The organism is Novosphingobium sp. HNCC26DJ243 (assembly GCF_057180545.1).
Map to the genome: position 1 here is coordinate 1 of NZ_JBXUGN010000005.1, position 13,185 is coordinate 13,185.

Consider the following 13,185-nt stretch of genomic DNA (forward strand, 5'->3'; position numbering starts at 1 on the left):
GCCCGATCGCTGCACCGCAAGCTCGGCACTTGCCGTTCTGGGAAAGCCACGACAAGATCGGCAGAAGCTCGATTACGGTCAGTGCCTTGCCGCAGCCGTCACAGGCCGATCGCCCGGTCACCACCGACTTTCCCGTCGGCAGCCGCTCAAGCACTGCTCCCAGGAAACTGCCAATCACCGCACCAAGCACCGCCGCTGCCGAAACCAGCAGGGCCAGCGGCAAGGACGAAAAAGCGCCGTCATCCATGGGTTCAACCCCCGCCCCATTTGCTTTCGTTGCGCTGCAGCACTATTGACGACAGTGTCGTCGGGTGCAGCAGCATCCACACAGCGCTTAATCCATCAGGGGCAATCAAGCCATGGCACAGTTCTCTTCCGCCGATCCGGTCGTCATCCTTTCCTATGCCCGCACGCCCATGGGCGCGATGCAGGGCTCGCTTGCCGATGTCGCAGCGACCGATCTTGGCGCCACCGCCGTCAAGGCCGCGGTCGAGCGCGCAGGCGTTGCCCCCGATTCCATCGAACGCCTCTACATGGGCTGCGTCCTTCCCGCAGGTCTTGGCCAGGCCCCCGCGCGCCAGGCTGCGATCAAGGCCGGCCTGCCCAAGTCGGTCGAAGCGACGACGGTCAACAAGGTCTGCGGCTCGGGCATGCAGACGATCATCATGGGAGCCGAAGCGCTCGCCTCGGGCAGCGTCGACATGATCGTCGCCGGCGGCATGGAAAGCATGACGAACGCGCCCTACCTGCTCAAGAAGCACCGCTCGGGCGCTCGCATTGGCCATGACACCGCCTACGACCACATGTTCCTCGACGGTCTCGAAGACGCCTACGAAGCCGGACGCGCCATGGGCACATTCGCGCAGGACACCGCCAACGCCTATCAGCTGACGCGCGAACAGCAGGATACCTACACGGTCGAATCGCTCCGCCGCGCTCAGACGGCGGTTACGGATGGCACCTTCAAGGACGAAATCGCCCCGGTCACCGTCAAGAGCCGCGCCGGCGAAACCATCGTCGATACCGACGAAGCCCCCGGCAAGGGTCGGCCCGACAAGATCCCGTCGCTCCGCCCTGCCTTCGCCAAGGATGGCACGATCACCGCGGCTACCTCGTCGTCGATCTCTGACGGTGCTGCCGCCGTCACGCTGACGCGCGAAAGCGTTGCCAAGGCTGCAGGCCTCACGCCCGTTGCCCGCATCGTCGCCCTTGCCGCGCACGCGCAGGAGCCCAAGGACTTCACCGTCGCCCCCGTCGGCGCCATGAAGAAGGTTCTCGAAAAGGCCGGCTGGTCGATTGCCGACGTTGATCTGTTCGAAGTGAACGAAGCCTTCGCGTGCGTCGCCATGTTCGCCATGCACGATCTCGGCATCCCGCACGACAAGATCAACGTCCACGGCGGTGCCACCGCACTTGGCCACCCGATCGGCGCGTCGGGCACCCGCATCGTCACCACGCTGCTCGCCGCGCTGAAGAAGCACGGCAAGACCAGGGGCGTTGCCAGCCTGTGCATCGGCGGTGGCGAAGCCACTGCCCTCGCGGTCGAACTGGTCTGATCTGATCGGGTAACTCCCCGGTCGCAAGACCGGGGAGACCTGCCCTGAAACCTCAGGCGATCAGGGCTTCTGTGCGCCCCACACGCTCGAAGCGCGAACAAAGCCCTTGCGGCCATCCACGTCGAAAGCGCACCAAGCGCCGGCGCATTCGCCAAGTTTTCCGATGACGCCGGGCGCAACCCGCCACAGGATCTGGCCCGTGCCGTCCTTGTTGGCACGAATGCCGGTAATCGAACCTTCGACGATCCCGGCGCGCTCGCGCGTCAGGAACTGCGACAGGATCCATCCGCGCGATCCGTCCTTGTCCTCGACAAGGCGCCAGCTTCCCATCACGCGCAGGACTTTCAGCGGAACGCCCTTGCGCACGTACTTCCAGCTGATCCGGTATTCGCGACCGGGACCGACACGCATGTTGGCTTCGTTCTTGGCGGTCGCGACCCAGTAGGGCACGCCCTGATCGTCGTCCTGCGCAAACGCGGGCGATGCCATGGCAAGCAAGGCCGCACCGCCAGCCGCGATGCCCGCCGAGACGCCAGCCGAAACAATTGCAGAATGTCTGAGCGCATATCGGATGTTCATGCGCCAGCCGTCGCAAAATTGAGGGTCGAGGGCAACACCTTGGCGCTCGCTGTCCACCGCATCGGCATGGCTTGCCTGCGTTACGCTGCGGGTGCTTGACCCGCTCCCCTCCCAGCGCCTAGCCTCGTGGAGCCATGCCAAGTTCTGCAGACTATCGCCCGACGCGCCGCATCGAGGGCAAGCCCCGCGTGATCGTCACGCGGCGTCTCCTGCCCGAGACCGAAGCCCGGATGAGCGAACTTTTCGACGTCACGCTTAACGCGACCGACGGGCCGATGTCGCGTGCCGAGCTCGTGGCGGCCATGCAGCAGGCGCACGTACTCGTCCCCACGGTGACCGATCAGATCGATGCATCGATGATCGCCGAGGCCGGACCACAATTCGGCCTGATCGCCAATTTCGGCGCAGGCACCGAACATATCGACCTTGCGGCGGCGCGCGCTCGCAAGATCATGGTCACCAACACTCCCGGCGTCTTCACCGACGACACCGCGGACATGACCATCGCGCTGATCATCTCGGTCACACGGCGCCTCAACCACGGGGGCCGCGTCCTGCGCGCAGGGAAGTGGGAAGGCTGGGCACCCTCGACGATGCTCGGTCATCGCCTTGCCGGAAAGACGCTCGGCATCGTCGGAATGGGCCGCATCGGACAGGCCGTGGCCTGGCGCGCACGCGCTTTCGGCCTGAAGGTCGTCTACAACAACCGTCACCGCCTGCCCGAGGCGCAGGAAACGATGTTCGGTGCGCAGTTCGAACCCGATCTCGATGCCCTGGTGGCAAACGCGGACATTCTCACCCTGCACTGCCCCGCCAACGCCGATACCCACCACATCATTGATGCCCGCCGCATTTCCCTGATGAAGCCCGAAGCCTACCTCGTGAACACCGCGCGCGGACAGCTCGTGGAAGAAGACGCATTGATCGCGGCGCTGGTCGATGGCCGCATCGGCGGCGCCGGACTCGATGTGTTCGAACATGAACCCCAGGTCGATGCGCGCCTGCTCGGCCATCATAACGTCGCGATCCTGCCGCATATGGGAAGTGCCACGTTCGAGGGCCGCATCGCCTCGGGCGACAAGGTCATAGCGAACATCCGGTTCTGGGCCGACGGTCATCGCCCGCCGGATCAGGTGCTCGAAGGTCTCGTCTGAGACTAACCTTTTCGCACAACAATCGTTCGCAACCCCGCTTGTGCGCTGGTGCAATATTGCTCTAGAGGCTCGAACGGAGAGGATCTGGCGTCGACCTGTCGGCGCGAGGGGGAGATGTCTATGCGTAAAATACTCGCGACGGCGCTGGCCGCCGCAACGGCGCTGCTGCCGGTGCTTGCCCATGCGCAGGTTGATGCGATCAGCATCGAAGATGTTGCCGATACCGGCGATACCGCGTGGATCCTCGTCTCGTCTGCCTTCGTCCTGCTCATGGCCATGCCGGGCCTGACGCTGTTCTACGGCGGCCTCGTCCGCGCCAAGGGCTTCCTCGCCGTGCTGGTGCAAGTCGGCGCGATCGCTGCGGTCGCATCGGTCCTTTGGATCATGGTCGGTTATACGCTTGCTTTCGGCAACGTCAGTGGTGGCTGGCTCGGTGGCGGCAATGCCTGGATGCTGCTCGATCTGGGCAACGTCCGCGCCAACACCGCCATCCCCGAAAGCGCCTTCGCACTCTACCAGATGTGCTTTGCCCTGATCACGCCCGCGCTGATGGTCGGCGCCTGGGTCGATCGCGCGCGCTTCGGCTGGGTCGTCGCGTTCTGCGCGCTCTGGGGCCTGATCGTCTATGCCCCGTCCGCCCACTGGATCTGGGGTGGCGGTTGGCTCTCCTCGAAGTTCGGCACGCTCGATTTCGCAGGCGGCATCGTCGTGCACACCACTGCTGGCATCTCCGCGCTCGTCGTCGCCATGCTGCTCGGCAAGCGCAACGGCTTTCCCAAGACGCTGATGCTGCCGCACAGCCCCGCGCTCACCATGGCCGGTGCCGCCCTGCTCTGGGTCGGCTGGTTCGGTTTCAACGGCGGCTCGGCCCTTGCCGCCAACGATGATGCCGCCTCGGCCATCATCAACACCCACGCAGCCGCCTGCGTCGCCGCGCTGGTCTGGCTGGTGATCGAGAAGTTCTCGGTGGGCAAGCCCACGTCTGTCGGCTTTGCCACCGGCGCGGTCGCTGGCCTCGCCACGGTAACCCCTGCTGCGGGCTTCATTGCGCCGGGCGCGGCCATGCTGTTCGGCGCCATCGCGGCCATCGTCTGCTACCCGATGATCCAGATCGTCAAGCAACGCCTGCAGGTCGACGATTCGCTCGACGTCTTTGCCGTTCACGGCGTGGGCGGCATGATCGGGTCGATCCTGCTGGCGGTGTTCATCGCGCCCCAGTTTGGCGGCACCGGCTATGCCGAAGGCATGGACCTCACCCGCCAGCTCGTGGCGCAATTCGCCGGCGTCGGCGTCGTTGCCGTGTGGAGTGCTTTTGCCACGGTCGTCTGCGCGCTGATGGTCTCGATGATCATTCCGATGCGCGTCACCGACGACGAGGAACGTGAAGGCCTCGACATCACCAGCCACGGCGAACGCGCCTGGGAGTTCGATTGACACCCGGCCGCCCTTCGTCGCCACGCAGCTTGCGCGGCGGTCGTGCGGTCCATAGTCTGACCGCATGACCGCCGCCTCGCAGACGCTCCCGGACGACCAGCATCTGTGCACAAGTTGCGGCATGTGCTGCGATGGCACCCTGTTCGAATACGTCGAGATCGAAGATAGCGAGCGCGCGCAGGTAGCGCCGCTGTTCGATCTGAAAGACGGAGCCAAGGGGCCGGTATTCCTGCAGCCCTGCCCCCACGCCGTCGCGCGCGTCTGCACCGTCTACGACAGCCGACCCGCCACCTGCCGCGCCTACCGTTGCAAGACGCTGATCGCGCTCGAAGCCGGTGAAATCGCCCCGGCCGAAGCCTTGCGCCGCGTCGACGAAGCACTCCATGCGCGCGAAACCCTGCGGCCGTTCATGACCGAGGGCGAGACCATGTTCCAGGCCCGGCAGCGCCGCGCCACGATCGCAGCCGAACCGGTACGCGCGCCCGGCGCACTTCAGCTCGTCCTGAAACTGACCGCGCTTGACCTGATGCTCGACCGATATTTCCGCAAGCAGGGCAAGACGATGCTCCGCTGATACGAACTTTAATTCAATCTTGTTCTCACTTTAGATAAATAGCCGATCCGGACATACCGACATAAACTTCCGTCATGTCGGAGCCTACGGAAGACCTGTCGCTGGCAAGCCGCCTGTGCCTTGCCTGCGCGATGTGCTGCGACGGGACAATCTTCGACGTCGCCATAATGCGTGAAGGTGACGCCGCTCCCGCCCTTGCATGCGGTTTTCAGCTAACCGTGGCCGATGATGGTCGCGAAGCCTTCCGCCTGCCATGTCACTACCTCGAAGGCACCGCCTGCACGCGCTACGACCAATGGCGTCCGTCGACATGCGGAAAGTTCCAGTGCCAGACGCAGGTCCGCGCCCTTGCGGGCGAAATCTCGGAAACCGACGCGCTTGCGCGCATTTCCAGCGCCCTGCGCGCGCGCGGCGATGTGCTTTCGCTATTGCCGGAGGGCCAGACGCTGGCACAGGCGCGCACCCGCGTCGAAACCATCGCCACTGCCAGTGGTACACTCGACCCCGTCGACGCACGGCTCGTTGTAAAGCTCTTCGCGCTTGAGCGGTTGCTCGACCAGCATTTCCGCAAGCCCGGCAAGGGACGGCTGCCCTAAAACTGGCCACCATGGACTGTGGCGCGCGCTAGACCCAACGAAAGTTGGCGATTAACCGTTGAAATAGTTGAATTACATACTCCAATTAGGCTGGTCATCAAACTTACGCATGCCAAATGGTTGTGCTGTTTGCGGCGCGGTAGAACAACCGCAATGGATGAATGCGCCGAACCTTCCCTTGCGAGCCGCCTGTGTCTCGCCTGCGGCATGTGCTGCGATGGAACCGTCCACGATTTCGCCTTCCTGCAGGAAGAAGACATGGCGCCCGCCGGCGCTTGCGGCTTCCAGACTTATCGTCGTGCCGACGGCACCCCGGCCATGCGGTTGCCGTGTCACTATCTCGATGGCGCGGCCTGCCGCCGATATGACCAATGGCGCCCGTCGATCTGCGGCGACTACATGTGCCGCCTGCAGAAGCGCACGGCTGCGGGCGAGGTAACCGAGGCGCAGGCCCTCGAAACGATCGGGATCACGCTTGCCAGCCGCGCGCAGGTCGAGGCATTGCTGCAGCCTGGCGAAACCCTGGCGCAGGCGCGCGCGCGGTTCGACGCCATTGCCGAATCCGGTGACACCCTCTCGCCTGATGACGCAAAACTCGTGGTCCGGCTCTTCGTGCTCGATCGCCTGATCGACCAGCATTTCCGCAAGCCCGGCAAGGGCCGCCTGCCCGACGCGCAGACACGCCGGGCCTGACCCGAGCGGGCGCGTCAGTCGCCCGTCAGGATACGGTCGACCAGTTGCTTCACCGTGGGGGTGAAGTTGTTCGAATAGAACGGGTCCTGCTTGAACCGATAGGCGGCATGGCCCGCGAACATCAGGTTGCGGTCGATGTCGCCGCCATGCGCGATATCCTGCAGCGTCTTCTGGATGCAGAAGCTGCGCGGATCGGCGAGCCGTCCGGTGGTGTAGTCGTCGTGGTCCTTCCACGAAGAGAACCCGCAGTGCGACAGGCAGCCCATGCAGTCCTTCTGGTCCTGCTGGATAACCGCGCGCTCGTCGGGCGCAACGAACACGACCGTATCGTCAGGCGTGCGCAGCGCATGGGTATAGCCTGCGCCAAACCAGTTGCGCGCTCGCTCCAGATCCTTGGGGGTCACCCAGAAGTTCTTGCCCTTTACGCCTACGTCGAGCTGCGCGGTATGTTCGCCTGCCTCGACCTTGGAATAGGGGATCTGCCGCTCGGACCGGGCCTCCAGTTCGCGCAGGAACGGGTTGCGCACCGCCGAGGAATAGAATCCCGTCGGCGAGAAGCGATGCAGCAGAACGTCGCCCGGCTCGAGCGTGCGCAGATGATCCTTCCACCCCTGCGGGATCGGGCTTTCCTCGGTCAGCAACGGTCGCGTGCCGAACTGGAACGCGATCGATCCGAGCTCGGGATTGTCGATCCAGTTGTCCCATTCGCGCAGGAACCACACGCCGCCCGCCATCACGATCGGCACCTCGTCCGAAATGCCCTCGGCGCGCATGACATCGCGCAGCGCCTTGACGCGCGGATAGGGGTCCTCCGGCTTCTTCGGATCTTCGGCGTTGGAAAGGCCATTGTGCCCGCCCGCCAGCCATGGGTCTTCATAAACCACTGCACCCAGCAGTTCGGGCACCTTGTTGTAGGCGCGTTTCCACAAGGCGCGGAAGGCTCGTCCTGATGATACGATCGGCAGGTAATAGACGTTGTAACGCGACGCGATCTCGGACAGCTTGTAGGGCATGCCCGCGCCGCAGGTCACGCCGGTCACCAGCCCGCGCGTCTGCTCTAGCACGCCTTCGAGCACGGCTTGCGCCCCGCCCATTTCCCACAGGACGTTGATGTTGATCGCGCCATTGCCGCCCGAGATCTCGTGTGCGCGCTTGACCTGTTCGACAGCGCCGTCAATCGCATACTGGATCAGTTGCTCATGCCGTTCGCGACGGGTCAGGGCATCATAAACCTGTGGAATGATTTTGCCTTCTGCGTCGTAGCTGTCGGCGTTGACCGCACTCACCGTGCCGATGCCCCCGGCTGCCGCCCAGGCACCCGAACTCATATGGTTCGTCGCTGCCACACCCTTGCCGCCCTCGACCAGTGGCCAGACCTCACGGCCACCATAGAGAATCGGCTTCAACCCCTTGAACGCAGACATTAATTCCCTTTCAGCGCCGCTTCGCGCTCACATTCTTTGCCGGCGCGAGCCGGCATGGCTTGATACCCGACGGTTCCGGTCGCGCCGAGGCGACCACGAACTGCGCATAGTACCCGGCGATTTCCGGCTTACGGTGAAATTCCTCCAAGCGAAAGCCCACCGACTCCAACTCGCAGAACAGCAGTGCCGGTGGAATGCCATGGCGGTCGCTCGACCTGTCGACATCCACGACGATAACCCGGCCACCCTGCTTCAGCGACGGCCACAGCCGCCACAGGAACGCATAAGGCTCGGCCACCTCGTGATACATGTGGATCAGGAAGACCCGATCGAACCCGCCTGCAGGCAGCCTTGGGTCGTCGGTCGCGCCCGGTTTGATCGAGACGTTGTCGAGCCGGTCCTTTTCCACGCGTGCGCCTAGCCGGCTGAGCGCATCGCCGTCGATGTCCTGCGCCAGCACGCGACCGCTTGACCCGACTCTCTCTGCCAGGCGCACGGTGTAGTAGCCCTCGCCCGCGCCGATGTCGGCCACGCTCATGCCGGGCTTGACCTCGGCAAGGTCCATGACCGTGTTGGCCTCGTTGCGGTCATCGCGGTCGGCCTCGGTCGAGAAGGCGTTGCTGCCCAGCTTGGAAACCGGCCGGTCGGCCTTGGGAAACGCGCGTGACGTTTCGGCGCGGTCGTCCTTGGCTGCCGGGTGGCAGGCAACCAGAGCAAGCGATGCCAGCACCGCCAGCGATGAGCAAGCAAGGGCCCCCGCCCTGCTCAATCGTCGTCCTCCACCGTCACCTTCTCGCCGGTTACCTTCTGCGAGAGCGCGGCGGCCATGAACGGATCGAGCGCCCCATCGAGCACTTCGGCGGGATTTGTCGAGACGACGCCCGTGCGCAAGTCCTTGATCTGCTGATAGGGCTGCAACACGTAGGACCGAATCTGGTGGCCCCAGCCGATCTCGGTCTTGGCCTGGTATTCGCCGCTTGCCGCCGCTTCGCGCTTGGCCAGTTCCGCCTCGTAGATGCGCGCCTTGAGCATGCCCATCGCGGTCGCACGGTTCTTGTGCTGGCTGCGATCGTTCTGGCTGGCCACCACGATCCCGGTCGGCATGTGCGTGATGCGTACCGCCGAATCGGTCGTGTTGACGTGCTGCCCGCCCGCGCCCGAAGCGCGATAGGTGTCGATCTTCAGATCCGACGGGTTGATCTCGACCTCGATGTTGTCGTCGATCTCGGGATAGACCCAGACCGAGCTGAACGAGGTGTGGCGCCGAGCCGAACTGTCGTAGGGGCTGATGCGCACGAGACGATGCACGCCGCTCTCGGTCTTGGCATAGCCATAGGCGTTCTCGCCCTTGATCAGCAGCGTCGCGCTCTTGATCCCGGCGGCTTCGCCAGCGTGGTAATCGACGAGATCGACCTTGTAGCCATGGCGCTCGGCCCAGCGCGTATACATCCGCTGGAGCATTTCCGCCCAATCCTGGCTCTCTGTCCCGCCGGCCCCGGCATGGACTTCGAGGAAGGCGTTGTTGGCGTCGGCTTCACCCGCCAGAAGTGCCTGGACCTTGTCGTTGTCGGCTCGGGCAGCCAGTGCAGACAGCGTTGCGAGGCCCTCGTTGATGGTGGCCTCGTCGTCTTCCATTTCACCCAGTTCGATGAATTCGATCGCATCGGCCATTTCCTGGCCGATTTCCCTGACCGTGCCGATCGAAGCCTCGAGGCGGCGACGCTCGCGCATCACTTCCTCGGCCTTCTTGGGATCGTCCCACAGTTTCGGGTCTTCGACGCGGGCGTTCAGCTCGTCGAGACGGCGCACGGCGCGGTCCCAGTCGAGGAACTTGCGCACAAGTGCCAGTGCCGCCTCGATGCGGTCGATATGGGCCTGCCCTTCGGCACGCATGACAATCTCACTCCCGAAAAATCAAAACGCTTGAAACCTGCCGCGCCGCTTAGCGCAGCGGGCAGGCATGTAAAGCCCAAGCGTGCGGATCAGTGCCCGCAAGCCCGTCTGAAAATCAGGACTTCGCACCCTTGAGCTTGCGCACGGCTTCCAGCGTCATCTTCACGTGATCGCGATAATCCATGTCCGAATGGACCATCACGACCCTGCCGCTGCGCGAAATGACATAGCTGGTGCGCTTGGTCAGGCCGGTGGAAACGCCATCGGGCTTCTTCAGATCGACATCGTAGGCCTTGATCACCGCAGGGCTGGCTGCCGCAACCGCAAACTTGTCGCGGCAGGCCTCGGTCGAAAACTTCTGCAAAGTGACGATATCGTCGTTCGACATGCCGATCACGGTCGCTCCTGCGGCCTTGAACTGGTCGCTCGCCTCGGCAAAGGCATGGGCTTCGAGCGTGCAGCCCTGCGTGAAGGCCTTGGGATAGAAGTAGAGAACGACCGGCCCCTTCTTCAGCGCCGACCTGAGCGTGAAGGAAAACGGCTTGCCCGCCAGCGCGCCCTTCGCAGCAAAATCGGGCGCACGAGCGCCGCTCGGCAATTCCGCCATAGCCGGGATGGAGAAGCCGAGGGCGAGTGCTGCGGTAGCAGCAGCAAAGGTGCGAAGGATCATGGGCGCATGCTACCAGATCGCCCGAACCGGCGCCAATGTCTTTCGGTACAGGCGGCTCAGTAGATGCCGCCCTGATCCTCCACGAAGTTCTGCTCGACGGGCGCCTCTTCCTCAGCCGCTGCCGCAGGAATTCCGCGTGCGGTGCGGGCGCGACGCAGGGCATCGATCACGGCCTGCTTGGCCGTGACTTCGCCCTCGCGCACAGTCCGCTTGGGCTCGGTATCGGGCTTGAACGCTTCCCATATGATCGCGGCCTTGGCCTCGTCGTTGGCCGGCGTGCCGCCGAACACGCGCTTGCCCGATACGCGATCGATCTTGACCATGCGCACGCCTTCGGGAACGCGGAACGGAATGTCCTTCCAGCGCGCCCGCGTCTCCTGGACCAATTGCTTGAACACCGGCGCGGCGATGCGTCCGCCCTGCGCGTAGCCGCCAAGGCTGCGTGGCTGGTCATAGCCGATATAGACCCCGGCGATGATGTCTGGCGATCCGCCCACGAACCACACGTTCGTCGGACCAGACGTCGTGCCCGTCTTCCCGAACAGCGGCAGGCCAAGATCACGCAGCGTGATCGCAGTACCGCGCGTCACCACGCCTTCGAGCATGTGCACGGTCTGGTAGGCGGTGCGCGGATCGATCACTTGCTTGCCGGTCGGTTTGAGCCGCGGCATCGGCTTGCCGTCCCACTGCGCCATGCTGCACCCGTCGCACCGGCGATTGTCCGCGCGCCAGATGACCTTGCCGTTGCGGTCCTGGATATAGTCGATCAGCGTCGAAGCGTGCTGCCGCCCCTGATTGGCCAGCGCGGAATAGGCGCTCACCATCTTGAGCACCGTCGTGTCGCCCGCGCCCAGCGCCATCGACAGATAGGGCTCGTAATCCCCGATGCCGACAGTCTTGATTGTGCGCACGACCTTGTCCATGCCGACATCGTTGGCGACGCGCACCGTCATCAGGTTGCGCGATTGCTCGAGCCCCCAGCGCATCGTGTGGCTGCCCGATCCGCCTTCGTTACCGAAGTTGCGGAAGCATTTCTCGCCCAGCGCCGCACCCTGATAGACGCAGAACGTGCCGTCCACGACCATCGAGGCCGGCGTCATCCCGTTGTCGAGCGCGGTTGCATAAACGAACGGCTTGATCGTCGATCCGGGCTGGCGATTGGCCTGCGTTGCGCGGTTGAACGATCCCAGCCGCGCGTCGAACCCGCCCTGCATCGCCAGCACGCGGCCGTTCTGCGGATCTTCGACGACCATGCCCCCGGACACCTCTGGCACCGTGCGCACTGCAAAGGTCTCAGAGTTCACCGGCGCCACGGCCGATATGTCACCGGGACGCATCGCGTCGGGCACGCCGATCAGCGAAGCGGTCTTTCCGTCGGAAAACCCGATCTTGCCCGTCGATCCGCTGCGCGAAAGCAGCACACCGGTGCGCCAGTTCTGATAGTTGATCGAGATGTTGCTGGTGATCAGCTGGGTCTGCCAGTTGCCGTCCTCGAGATCTATCCGCGCGATCGGCCCATGCCAAGCCCTGCCGCCGCCATAGCGCAGCAACGCCGCGCGCAGCGAGTTCTGTGCCGCGGTCTGCAATTGCGTGTCGAGCGAGGTTCGCACCCACAGGCCGCCGGCATAGACGCTGTGCGGTCCGTCCTCTGCCTTCTCGCCGTATTTCTCGATCAGTTGGCGGCGCACTTCCTCAAGGAAGTACCCGGCGTCGGCGGTATAGTTCTCGGTGTGGCGGGGCTTGAGGCCGAGCGGCATTGCCTGCGCCGCAGCGGCCTGCGCCTGCGTCGCCCAGCCATTCTTGACCATCTGGTCGAGCACCCAGTTGCGTCGTTCGATCGCCTGCGATTCATAGCTCGCCCGGCCATAGCGCTCCGGCGCCTTGGGCAGGATCGCGAGGAACGCGGCCTCTTGCAGCGCAAGATCGCCCACATCCTTGTCGAAATAGGCCCGTGCCGCCGCCTGCACGCCAAAGCTCTGCCGGCCCAGGGGAATTTCGTTGAGGTAAAGCTCGAGAATCTGCTGCTTGGTGAGCACACCCTCGATCCTGCGCGCAAGGATCATTTCCTTGAGCTTGCGCGTGATCGAATATTCGTCGCCGATCAGGATGTTCTTGGCGACCTGCTGGGTGATCGTCGAACCACCCCGCGCGCGCTCGCCCGAACCGAACTTGGTGGCATAATCGACCACGGCCCCGGCCAGGCCCAGGAAATCGATGCCGCCGTGTGACCAGAAGGTCTTGTCCTCGGCCGACAGGAACGCGTTGATCATCGGCTCGGGAAAATCGACGAACCTCAATTGAACGCGCCGCTCGCGGGCATAGCTCGACACGATCTCGCCATCGTTGCCGCGCACCATCGTCGGCAGGGGCGGCTGATAGGTGAGCAGCTTGTCCGCCGAAGGCAGCCCTCTTGCAACCGTCAGCCACAACACCAGCCACCCGGCCAGCACCGCACCCAGTACGTAGTTGGCAATGCGGAACCTGCGGCTCTCATGCCAAGTCGCGAGATACCATTGCGACGTCGCGCGCCAACGGGCGAGACCGCCTTCGCGCAGTGTTGCGAACCGGGATTGCTTTGGGGTCTCTTCGGCCATCGTGATGCGCCTCTAGCA

Annotated in this window: 13 protein-coding genes; 6 read left to right on the top strand and 7 right to left on the bottom strand. The window is 64.2% G+C overall.

Annotated features, from left to right (window positions below; translation table 11 throughout):
• Positions 1–247 (bottom strand): prepilin peptidase (locus tag AC2A04_RS14200; protein WP_484213012.1); only part of this gene is annotated, 247 nt, incomplete at its 3' end.
• 112 nt (positions 248–359) lie between these two features.
• On the opposite strand from AC2A04_RS14200, the gene AC2A04_RS14205 reads away from it, so the two are divergent.
• Positions 360–1,556 carry an acetyl-CoA C-acyltransferase gene (locus AC2A04_RS14205; RefSeq protein WP_484213013.1) on the top strand — a complete coding sequence of 399 codons (1,197 nt, stop codon included), beginning with the start codon at positions 360–362 and terminating at the stop codon, positions 1,554–1,556.
• 60 nt (positions 1,557–1,616) lie between these two features.
• Here the strand turns inward: AC2A04_RS14205 and AC2A04_RS14210 are convergent, their stop codons facing one another.
• Positions 1,617–2,135, bottom strand: coding sequence for an SH3 domain-containing protein (locus AC2A04_RS14210; protein ID WP_484213014.1), 519 nt, complete (start codon positions 2,133–2,135; stop codon positions 1,617–1,619).
• Positions 2,136–2,269: 134 nt separating this feature from the next.
• On the opposite strand from AC2A04_RS14210, the gene AC2A04_RS14215 reads away from it, so the two are divergent.
• The 5 genes from AC2A04_RS14215 to AC2A04_RS14235 all read left to right on the top strand — a co-directional run bounded on the left by AC2A04_RS14215 (position 2,270) and on the right by AC2A04_RS14235 (position 6,586).
• Entirely contained in the window at positions 2,270–3,289 is a 1,020-nt protein-coding gene (locus AC2A04_RS14215) for a 2-hydroxyacid dehydrogenase (protein ID WP_484213015.1), read from the top strand.
• A 120-nt stretch (positions 3,290–3,409) separates the two neighbouring features.
• On the top strand, positions 3,410–4,723 hold the full coding sequence (locus AC2A04_RS14220) for an ammonium transporter (protein ID WP_484213016.1): 1,314 nt from the start codon (positions 3,410–3,412) through the stop codon (positions 4,721–4,723).
• 64 nt (positions 4,724–4,787) lie between these two features.
• Positions 4,788–5,297, top strand: a complete 510-nt coding sequence (locus tag AC2A04_RS14225; protein ID WP_484213017.1) for a YkgJ family cysteine cluster protein — start codon at positions 4,788–4,790, stop codon at positions 5,295–5,297.
• A 74-nt stretch (positions 5,298–5,371) separates the two neighbouring features.
• On the top strand, positions 5,372–5,893 hold the full coding sequence (locus AC2A04_RS14230) for a hypothetical protein (RefSeq protein ID WP_484213018.1): 522 nt from the start codon (positions 5,372–5,374) through the stop codon (positions 5,891–5,893).
• 207 nt (positions 5,894–6,100) lie between these two features.
• Positions 6,101–6,586 (top strand): hypothetical protein, encoded by a 486-nt coding sequence (locus AC2A04_RS14235; protein WP_484213019.1) that lies wholly within the window; start codon positions 6,101–6,103, stop codon positions 6,584–6,586.
• Between the two features lie 14 nt (positions 6,587–6,600).
• Here the strand turns inward: AC2A04_RS14235 and AC2A04_RS14240 are convergent, their stop codons facing one another.
• From AC2A04_RS14240 to AC2A04_RS14260, 5 genes are all read right to left on the bottom strand, one after another.
• Positions 6,601–8,010, bottom strand: a complete 1,410-nt coding sequence (locus AC2A04_RS14240) for an NAD(P)H-dependent flavin oxidoreductase (protein WP_484213020.1) — start codon at positions 8,008–8,010, stop codon at positions 6,601–6,603.
• Between the two features lie 10 nt (positions 8,011–8,020).
• Positions 8,021–8,740 carry a class I SAM-dependent methyltransferase gene (locus AC2A04_RS14245; protein WP_484213021.1) on the bottom strand — a complete coding sequence of 240 codons (720 nt, stop codon included), beginning with the start codon at positions 8,738–8,740 and terminating at the stop codon, positions 8,021–8,023.
• 35 nt (positions 8,741–8,775) lie between these two features.
• On the bottom strand, positions 8,776–9,903 hold the full coding sequence (gene prfB / locus AC2A04_RS14250) for a peptide chain release factor 2 (RefSeq protein ID WP_484213022.1): 1,128 nt from the start codon (positions 9,901–9,903) through the stop codon (positions 8,776–8,778).
• 115 nt (positions 9,904–10,018) lie between these two features.
• A complete protein-coding gene (locus tag AC2A04_RS14255) occupies positions 10,019–10,573 on the bottom strand; it encodes a peroxiredoxin (RefSeq protein WP_484213023.1) in 555 nt (184 codons plus the stop codon).
• A gap of 56 nt (positions 10,574–10,629) precedes the next feature.
• Complete coding sequence (locus AC2A04_RS14260; protein WP_484213024.1) at positions 10,630–13,167, bottom strand: penicillin-binding protein 1A; 2,538 nt, start codon at positions 13,165–13,167, stop codon at positions 10,630–10,632.
• Positions 13,168–13,185 lie beyond the last annotated feature (18 nt).

Coding starts and splice junctions, on each gene's coding strand:
- AC2A04_RS14205 (WP_484213013.1), top strand. CDS start 360: ATGGCACAGTTCTCTTCCGCCGATCCGGTCGTCATCCTTTCCTATGCC.
- AC2A04_RS14210 (WP_484213014.1), bottom strand. CDS start 2,135: ATGAACATCCGATATGCGCTCAGACATTCTGCAATTGTTTCGGCTGGC.
- AC2A04_RS14215 (WP_484213015.1), top strand. CDS start 2,270: ATGCCAAGTTCTGCAGACTATCGCCCGACGCGCCGCATCGAGGGCAAG.
- AC2A04_RS14220 (WP_484213016.1), top strand. CDS start 3,410: ATGCGTAAAATACTCGCGACGGCGCTGGCCGCCGCAACGGCGCTGCTG.
- AC2A04_RS14225 (WP_484213017.1), top strand. CDS start 4,788: ATGACCGCCGCCTCGCAGACGCTCCCGGACGACCAGCATCTGTGCACA.
- AC2A04_RS14230 (WP_484213018.1), top strand. CDS start 5,372: ATGTCGGAGCCTACGGAAGACCTGTCGCTGGCAAGCCGCCTGTGCCTT.
- AC2A04_RS14235 (WP_484213019.1), top strand. CDS start 6,101: ATGTGCTGCGATGGAACCGTCCACGATTTCGCCTTCCTGCAGGAAGAA.
- AC2A04_RS14240 (WP_484213020.1), bottom strand. CDS start 8,010: ATGTCTGCGTTCAAGGGGTTGAAGCCGATTCTCTATGGTGGCCGTGAG.
- prfB (WP_484213022.1), bottom strand. CDS start 9,903: ATGCGTGCCGAAGGGCAGGCCCATATCGACCGCATCGAGGCGGCACTG.
- AC2A04_RS14255 (WP_484213023.1), bottom strand. CDS start 10,573: ATGATCCTTCGCACCTTTGCTGCTGCTACCGCAGCACTCGCCCTCGGC.
- AC2A04_RS14260 (WP_484213024.1), bottom strand. CDS start 13,167: ATGGCCGAAGAGACCCCAAAGCAATCCCGGTTCGCAACACTGCGCGAA.